Source organism: Streptomyces sp. SID11385 (assembly GCF_010548245.1).
Classification (GTDB): Bacteria; Actinomycetota; Actinomycetes; order Streptomycetales; family Streptomycetaceae; genus Streptomyces.
Map to the genome: position 1 here is coordinate 1 of NZ_JAAGLR010000347.1, position 8,389 is coordinate 8,389.

Consider the following 8,389-nt stretch of genomic DNA (forward strand, 5'->3'; position numbering starts at 1 on the left):
GCCTCGGTGCGCGGGACCGCGCGCGTGCCGTCGGCGCGCAGCCCCACCGCCCCTTCGGAGCCGCCTTCCAGGACCTCGCGCACGATCGCCTCGGCGACGGCCTCGGGCGCGCGCCCGCCCGCTTCGCAGTCGATGCCCCTGACGGTCGCCTCCGGCCACTCCTTCCCGGCCGTCGCGGCGAGAGCGGCGATCCCGCCGAGCCAGGCACGTTCCGGCGCGTGTCCGCCGAGACCGAAGTCGCCGCCGGTGTCCTGCACCGTGAGGAACACGCCGCCGCCCGTGGCCATCCGTTCGGCGACCGACCGCGCCGCGCGGAATACCGAGCGCCGCACCTCGCCCGCTTCGTCCGGCGCCCCGGAGGAGGTCAGGCCGCCGAGGTGGAGCACGCCGCGGGCGTCGCCGGGAATCTCCGTCACGGCGGTGGCCTCGACGCCGTGCTCCGTCAGGCGGCGGGCCACGAGGACGGCGAGCGCCCTGCCCTCCTCACCCGTCACGCCCCCCTCGGTCACCACCAGCGGCCCGTCACCGAGCCCCGCGGGCGCCAGGCCGGACGCGGGGGCCTCGACCATGCGGGTCACCAGGCGGGTGAGGGCGGGCGGGTGCGGGGGCGTGGGGGCGGGTTCGGACGGCGGGGGCGGGGCGGGTGCCGGTGCGGGGGGTGTCGGTGGCGTCGGTACGGGGGTGGGTGCGGGTCGCTCGGCAGGGGGTGGGGCCGCGATCGTGGCCCGGTCGGAGGGGCCTTCCTTCCCGGGTGCCGTGCCGGTGGTGAGGGCGTCGGTGATCTCGCGGAGGGTACGCAGCTTGCCGAGCCCGGCGACGTTCCCGGCCGGCACCTCGCCGATCCGCCGGCGTACGGCGGACAGGATCTCGACCCGCTTGATCGAGTCCACCCCGAGGTCCGCCTCCAGCTCCATGTCCGGGCTGAGCATCTGGGCGGGATAGCCCGTCAGTTGCGCCACGACCGAGAGCAGCAGCTCTTCGAGCGCACTCGCGGACAGGGGCTCGTCGGCGGCGACCTGACCGGACGGGTCGGCCTCGGGACTCGGCGCAACCGCCTCGGGAACGGGCCGGGGAACGGCGGGGTCCTCTTGCGGGGACGCGGGGGGCGGGCCGGGCGGGGGGAAGAAGGCGGGCGGCGGGGGGAGCACTTCGGGAGCGGTGATCTCGTGGGACGGAGGCGCGGGGGGACCTGGCAGGACAGGTACCGGTGCCGCCGTTCCTTCCTCTGCCGCGTTGTCCGGCACCCCCAGCATCGCGCGCAGCGTGCTCTCCGACATCCGCAGGAACGCCGTGTGACTGTCGATCAGCATGCGCTGACAGGCGGCGTGAGCCTCGGCCGTCCGCCGCTGGACGCTCTCGACGAGGGCGTACCAGTCCGGACCGGGGGAGGGGATGGGGGAGAGGGGGGCGGGGAGTGGAGCCGGTGAGGGCGGCGGGGCCGGGACGTGCTCGCGCGGAGGTGGGGCCGCCGGGTACGGAGGCGGCGCCTCCCCGTACGCGGGTGCCGTCGGCCTCCCCCCGTCCTGCCGTTCCGGTTCGCGGTGGTTGCCTCCGCCGATCTTCACTGTCATGCGCGGTTCGCGCTCCTTCTCGGGTGTGCGGGCCGGTCCGTAGGGTGCCCAGCGGCGGGCGAAGTCGAGGGGGACGCCCGCGACGGCGAGGCGGCCGAGCGCGGAGTGCAGGCCGGTGACGCCGTGGACTCCCGGACGTTCCAGCGCGACGGCTGTGTGCGGGCGGTCTTCGAGGATCTGTTCCACCAGGCCGGTCAGTGTGTGGCCCGCGCCGACCTCGACGAAGGTCCGCACCCCGGCCGTGTGCATCGCGTCGATCTGCTCGCGGAAGCGCACGGGCGAGGTGAGGTGCCGGGCGAGTACGCGGCGCACCTCGTCCGGCGGCGAAGGGAGGAGCGCGGCGTCGGTGTTGCCCCAGACATCCAACCGTGCCTCCCGCAGCGGGAGTTCGTCCAGGAACGCGGCGAGCGCGTCGGCGGCGGGGGCCATCAGCGGGCTGTGGAAGGCGTGCGAGGTGCGCAGGCGGCGGGTGGCGATGTCCTCGGCCGCGAAGGCGCGCTCCGCGCCCTCGATCGCGGCGGCGGTGCCCGAGAGCACCACCTGGCGCGGGGCGTTGTCGTTGGCGGGCCATACGTCGCGCGCGCCGGACGCGGCCAGCACGGCGAGCACCCGCGCGCGGCCGGCGGCGACGGCCAGCATCGTCCCCGGGGCGACGGCGGTGTCCCGCATCGTTTCACCGCGCCTGCGGGCCAGGGCGAGCAGGGTCGCGGCGTCCAGGACGCCCGCGCGGTGCAGGGCCACGAGTTCCCCGAAGCTGTGGCCGGCGACGCAGTCCGGCCGCAGCCCGAGCCCGTCCAGCAGGGCGAGGAGCGCGAGACCGTGCGCCGCGAGGGCGGGCTGCGCCCGCTCGGTGGCGGCCAGCAGGGCCTCGGCGCCCGCCTCCTCCTCGGCGGTGAAGCCCGGGGGCGGGAACACCACCCGGTGCAGCGGCGTGCCGTCGAACTCCGTGCCGCCCAGCCGGTCCCACACCCGTTGGGCGTCCGGCGACAGCATCGCCAGGTCCGCGCCCATGCCGACGTACTGCGCGCCCTGCCCGGGAAAGAGGAAGGCGATCCGGCCCGGCTCGGGGATTCCGGCCGCGTAGTGCGTACCGGCCGGGGCGGAGAAGGGCTCGCCGGGGTGGCGCCGGATCTCCGCGAGGGCGGCGGCGTACTTCCCGGCCAGGTCCTCGGCGCTCTCGGCGACGACGGCCAGCCGCACCGGGGCGCCGGGCGCGTACGCGTGCTGGCTCTCGCGCGCCACCGCCGCGAGCGGGCGGCCGTCCCCGAACGCCTCCGGGGCGGGCAGCGCCGCCGCCGACGCGGCGCTGAACAGGACGAGTTCGCTCGGGACGGAGCGCTGGCGCCAGGCGGTACGGCCCGGGGACCGCTCGGGTACGTACTCCTCCAGCGTGACGTGGAAGTTGCTCCCGCCGAAGCCGAAGCTGGAGACCGCCGCCCGCCGGGGGTGGCCCGGCGGGCGTACCCACGGCCGTGCGCGGGTGCTGACGTAGAAGGGGCTGCCGGGCGCGGTGACCCCGGGGGCGGGGCGCTCGACCTTGATCGTCGGGGGCAGCACCTGGTGTCGCAGCGCCATGACCGCCTTGAGCAGACCCGCCGCGCCCGCCGCGCACTTGGTGTGGCCGATCTGCGACTTGACCGAGCCGAGGGCGCACCACGGCCCTTCTCCGGGTCCGGCGTCACCGAACACCTCGCGCAGAGCGGCGAGTTCGGCGGCGTCCCCGGCCTTGGTCCCGGTGCCGTGCGCCTCCACCAGCTCGACGGTGTCCGGCCCGTACCCCGCCTCCTCGTAGGCGCGGCGCAGCGCGCGGGCCTGACCGGCGGGCAGCGGCGCGTAGATCGCCGTGCTCCTGCCGTCGGACGAGGTGCCGATGCCGCGGATGACGGCGTGGACGCGGTCGCCGTCCCGTTCCGCGTCGGACAGGCGCTTGAGCGCGTACATGACGACTGCCTCGCCGAGCATCGTGCCGTCCGCCGTCTCGGAGAAGGGGCGGCAGTCGCCCGTGGGCGAGAGCGCGGGCGTCTTCGAGAAGGAGACGAACATGCCGACGTCGTTGCCGGTGTCGACGCCGCCGCTGATCACCAGGTCGGAGCGGCCGAGCGACAGTTCACCGACCGCTGTGGAGAGCGCGGCGAGGGAACTCGCGCAGGCCGCGTCGGTGGTGTGGTTGGTGCCGTGCAGGTCGAACCTGTTGGCGATCCGGCCCGCGACGACGTTGCCGAGCATCCCGGGGAAGGTGGACTCCCGCCACGGCGTGTACCGCGCGGCGATCCGTTCGCACGCCGCCCGCGCCTCGGCCTCCGTCAGCCCGCTCTCGCGCAGGGCGGCGAGCCACACGGGCCGGTGGGTGCGCGCGTACATGTGCGGCAGCAGCTCCAGCGCCGCCGCGCCGAGCACCACGCCGACCCGCTCGCGGTCCACGTCCTTCAGGCCGCCCGCGTCGGCGAGCACCTGTTCGGCCACCGTGAGGGCGAGCAACTGGGCGCTGTCCGTGGCGGGGAGATTGGTGGGCGGGATGCCGTGGGCGAGCGGGTCGAAGTCGACCTCGGGGAGGAACGCGCCTCTGCGCGCGTAGGTCTTGTCGGGCGCGGCGGGGTCGGGGTCGTAGTGGTCCGCCACGAGCCAGCGGGAGGCCGGGACCTCCGTGATCATGTCGCGTCCCGCGAAGACGGCCCGCCAGTAGCCCGCCGCGTCCCGCGCGCCGGGCACCAGCGCACCGATCCCGACGACGGCGATCGGCACCTGGCGGTGGGGGTCGGACACGGTCTCTCCCTGCTGTCGGACATCGGGCACGGATGCCGGGACGCCGTCCGGCGCGGACGCGCGTACGCCCCCGTCCGCCGTCGAGCGCGCGGACGCCGGTACGTCACCACGCGCCGTCATGCGAGCGGGCGCGGCGCGAAGCGGAACGCGGCGGCGGGGACGGGCACGCCGCAGGTGCGCGCCTGGTGGGCGCGCGTGAGCACGGCGGCGCCTTCGAGGAGGTTGAGCGCGATCTGGGTCACGGACCGGTGCGCGGGATCGGCCAGGAAGGTGCCGGCCACCCACCGGTTGAAGGCGCCCATCGCGGGGCCGCACCAGATCTGGTAGTCGGCGCGGCGCGCGGGGTCCCCCGTGATCGCCCACTTGCTGGAACTCCCCAGGTACCAGCGGAAGACGAGCGCCATGCGGTGCTTCGGATCGGTCGTGGCGCGGGTGAGCTGGGAGGGGTCGCGCACCTCCCAGAAGGCGCGTGTACGTTCCCAGACCTCGTCGAGGGAGGCGCCGAGGACGTCCCGTTCGAGCACCGCGCGCAGGGATGCGGGGAGCGCTTCGAGCGCGTCGTACTCCTGGTAGGCGCGGTACAGCCGGGCGGCACGTGCCGCGAACATGGTGCCCCGGGACAGCACTTGGAGGCGTACGCCCCACTCGAACATGTCGGCGGCCGGTGCCATCGTGACGTCGGCGACGTCCGCCCCGCGGAGCATCGCCTTCGCCTCCTCGGACAGCCCCGCCTCGGTGGCCGTCTGGTGCGCGGAGCCCACCACCACGTACGAGGCGCCGAGCGCGAACGCGGCGGCCACCGCGCCCGGCGTGCCCAGCCCGCCCGCCGCGCCGATCCCGATCGCCTGGCGGTAGCCGAAGCGCGGGGCCAGTTCGTCACGGAGCCCGGCGATGCGCGGCAGCAGCGCCGCGAGCGGCCGGTTGTCGGTGTGCCCGGCGCTGTCGGCCTCCACCGTGATGTCGTCGGCCACCGGCACGAGTCCGGCCAACTCGGCTTCCTGTGGCGTGAGTCGGCCCTGGTCGACGAGCGCGCGCAGGAGGTCCGGGGGAGCGGGGGAGAGGAAGGCGCGGGCCACCTCGGGACGGGAGACCTTCGCCAGCAGCTTGCGCGCACGCAGCACGCGCCCGTCGGCGCCCCTGCGCAGCCCCCGCGCGGAGCACAGCACGACGGCGGGCGTCAGCTCCATGTACGCCGAGGCCGAGATCCGTGGCACGCGGTGGCGCAGCAGCAGTTCGGCGACGCCGGACTCCAGCGCGGGCTCGGCCGGTGAATGCAGCAGGTTCACCCCCCAGTTGTCCCGGTCCGGCAGCTCCGCCGCCAGCGCGCGCACCGCTCGCTCGACCTCGTCCACCGGCAGGCCGCCCGCGCCGAAGAAGCCGAGCATCCCCGCCCGGGCCATCGCGGCGACCATCGCCGTGGTGGTGATGCCGTTGGCCATCTCGCCGGCCACGTACGGGAAGCGCACGCCGTGCGCCTCGCAGAAGGTCCGGCCGCCGAGCCACTCGGGGTAGAGCGGGGGCAGGGTGCCGAGGAGAGTGGTGCCGGGTGGTGCGGTGCCGGGTGGTGTGGCCCCGGGTGGTGTGGTGCCTCGCGGTGTGGTGTCGGGTGGCCGCCGCGTGGTGAGGCCCCGCTCGCGGCCGTCCGGCCCCGTGACGAGGTGCGCGGGCTCCCGGACGCGTCGCACGCAGGCGGCGATGCCCGCGGGCGAGAAGGGGGAGAGGGCCGAGGTGGCCGAGGTGGTGCGGGGGGTGGGGTCGGGACCGGTGAGAACGGACAAGGGCGGTCTCCCAGCGGGGGTGGTGGCGTGGTGGTGCGGGGCGCGTCAGCCCGTGACCGGCCGGCCGCGGAGCAGCCCCGCGCACAGGTGGTCGAGATCCACCCGGTACCCGGAGGGCCGGGCCCCGAGGAGGGTCCGCACGCGGGTGTCGTCGAAGCGGCGGCGGTGGCGCAGATAGGAGGTGAAGCCCGGGTAGAAGTCCATCAGGGCCTCCAGCGGCGTCGCGTCCGCGGGCCGCTCGGGCACCAGGTCCAGGCCCAGCGGCACGAGCCGCTCCAGGAGCGCCACGAGGGTGGGGACGGGGACGTCGTGGTGGTGGACGACGTGGTACGTGGTGACCCCGGCCCGCGCGGCGCGGCCCGGCGCGCCCGCCTCGGGCCCGGGGTCCCTCGGTGCGGCGTCCCTCGGTGCGGGGACGGTCGGCCCGCAGCCCTTCGGCGCCGCGCTCTCGGCCAGCCGCACCATCACGTCGGCCGCCTCCTCCACCGGCATGAGGTTGAGGTGCCCGTACGGGTGCCCCACCATCCGCATCCGGGGCCGGTCCGTCCCCGGGAGTTCCTGGTGACCGGTGGTGCGCAGCGAGTCCCGCAGGATCTGCTCGATCACCTGCAAGGGATGTGCCGGCAGGTCGGGGTGCGGCGGCAGGTCGGTGACCAGGATGCTCGGCCGCAGCACGAGGACCGCTCTGCCATGCGTCCGCGACCACTCCCGGACCAGGGTCTCCGCCTCGAACTTGGAGCGCTCGTAGGCGTTCTCGAAGCCGTGGACCCCGCTCAGCTCGTCCTCGTACGCGACCCCGTCCCGCCGTGCTCCCGCCACGAAGGCCGTGCTGACGTGGTGCACCGCGGGCCGGTGCCGTCCGGCGGCGGCCAGGTCGAGCACGTGCCGGGTGCCGTCCACGTTCGTGCGGCGCAGGTGCGCGAGGTCGCCTTCCAGGTTGATGCTCCCCGCGCTGTGCCAGATCGCGCCGAGGCCGTCGGCGAGTTCGCGGAAGGCGGTCCGCGACAGTCCCAGGCGCGGTTCCTCCAGGGCGGTCTCCACGACGCGCAGGCGGCCGGGGAGTGCCCGGACCAGCGCGTCGGGGGCGCCCGACAGCTCGAAGAACCTGGTGATGCGGGAGAGGGCGTCGCCCGAGCCGGCGTGGGTCAGGACCGTCAACGAGGGGTGCGTGGTGAGGAGTCGGCGCAACAGCCGGAGACCGAGGAATCCGGTGGCGCCGGTCAGGGCGACATGCACGGCCGGGACCCCCAGGGGCTCCGAAGCGGAAGTGGCGAGGAGAACCGTCGCAGATGCCGGCGCGGGAGCGGAGCCCTCGTCCCGCAACTCACCCGAACGACGTAGCGCGAGACGGGCGAGGTGACGCACAACCGTTCCCGTGCGTGACTCAACAGCCCCTCTGCGCAAGCCTGATGGCCGCCGCCCCACCAGCCCCGGCGTCCACCCCCCGATCCACCCTTTCGAGTGAACCCCGTGGCCGCGTCGGAGGGCCCGCCGGGAGGGGCCGCACGGGGGCTGACGTGGGCGCGGAGGAGGTGCGGGCCCGTCACGTTACCGCCGTTCACAGCGGTCGAGCGCCGCACGACCGGGTTCCGGGGCGAGGGCTGCCGGACATAACCCAGGAGGTGCGCACCGGGCCGAAGTGCCGGAACCGGCGTACCGGCCCATCGGACGGCTGCCCGCATCCCCCGGGAGCGCGCGGGCCCATGAGAACGGGAACGTCCATGCCCACGTCCACCTCCTCCGTCCCGGCCATCCGCCACCCCGCCCACTCCGTGGACCGCGCCTTCCTCCGCCTGGAGCGCGCCCGCCCCGACGTCCGCTGGGACTCCGGCGGCGTCGCCTACCTGAGCGGCCCCCCGCCGACCCTCGCCGAACTGCGCGCCTACGTGGGCCTCTGCCTGCCGCGGCTCCCGCTCTTCGCGAGCCGCGCGGAGGGCGGGGCACGAAGAGCCCACTGGGCGACCGACCCGGAGTTCACGGTCGAACGGCACGTCCACGAGGCCGTCGCCGAGGGACCGGAGCAGGAGCGACAGGCCCTGGGCACGGCGCTCAACGCGCCGTTCCCCGCCGGGGCGCGCTGGGGGGTCTGGCTCGTCCACGGCTACGCGCCCGACGCGTACGCCGTCTGCTACCGCTTCCAGCACGCCTGCCAGGACGGCTCCGCCGCCGCGCTCGCCTTCCGCACACTGCTCGGCGACGGGGAACCCTCCGCGCGCCCGCAGCCCCGCCCCCGCACCGGGGCCGGACTCCCGCCCCGGGCCGCGCTCGCGCTCGGCC

General features: G+C 75.7%; 4 protein-coding genes. 1 reads left to right on the plus strand and 3 read right to left on the minus strand.

The genetic code is table 11. The features are described 5' to 3' along the window. From G3I42_RS10380 to G3I42_RS10390, 3 genes are all read right to left on the minus strand, one after another. Positions 1 to 4,334, minus strand: a 4,334-nt coding sequence (locus G3I42_RS10380) for a beta-ketoacyl synthase N-terminal-like domain-containing protein (RefSeq protein ID WP_343244510.1), incomplete at its 3' end; no start/stop codon positions are given. A 116-nt stretch (positions 4,335 to 4,450) separates the two neighbouring features. Beyond that, positions 4,451 to 6,019 (minus strand): PfaD family polyunsaturated fatty acid/polyketide biosynthesis protein, encoded by a 1,569-nt coding sequence (locus G3I42_RS10385; RefSeq protein WP_343244511.1) that lies wholly within the window; start codon positions 6,017 to 6,019, stop codon positions 4,451 to 4,453. 138 nt (positions 6,020 to 6,157) lie between these two features. Then, positions 6,158 to 7,348: an SDR family oxidoreductase gene (locus G3I42_RS10390; protein ID WP_164284581.1), complete on the minus strand. Its 1,191-nt coding sequence runs from the start codon at positions 7,346 to 7,348 to the stop codon at positions 6,158 to 6,160. 485 nt (positions 7,349 to 7,833) lie between these two features. On the opposite strand from G3I42_RS10390, the gene G3I42_RS10395 reads away from it, so the two are divergent. Beyond that, the coding region (locus G3I42_RS10395) for a wax ester/triacylglycerol synthase family O-acyltransferase (RefSeq protein WP_239096376.1) at positions 7,834 to 8,389 on the plus strand (556 nt) is incomplete at its 3' end.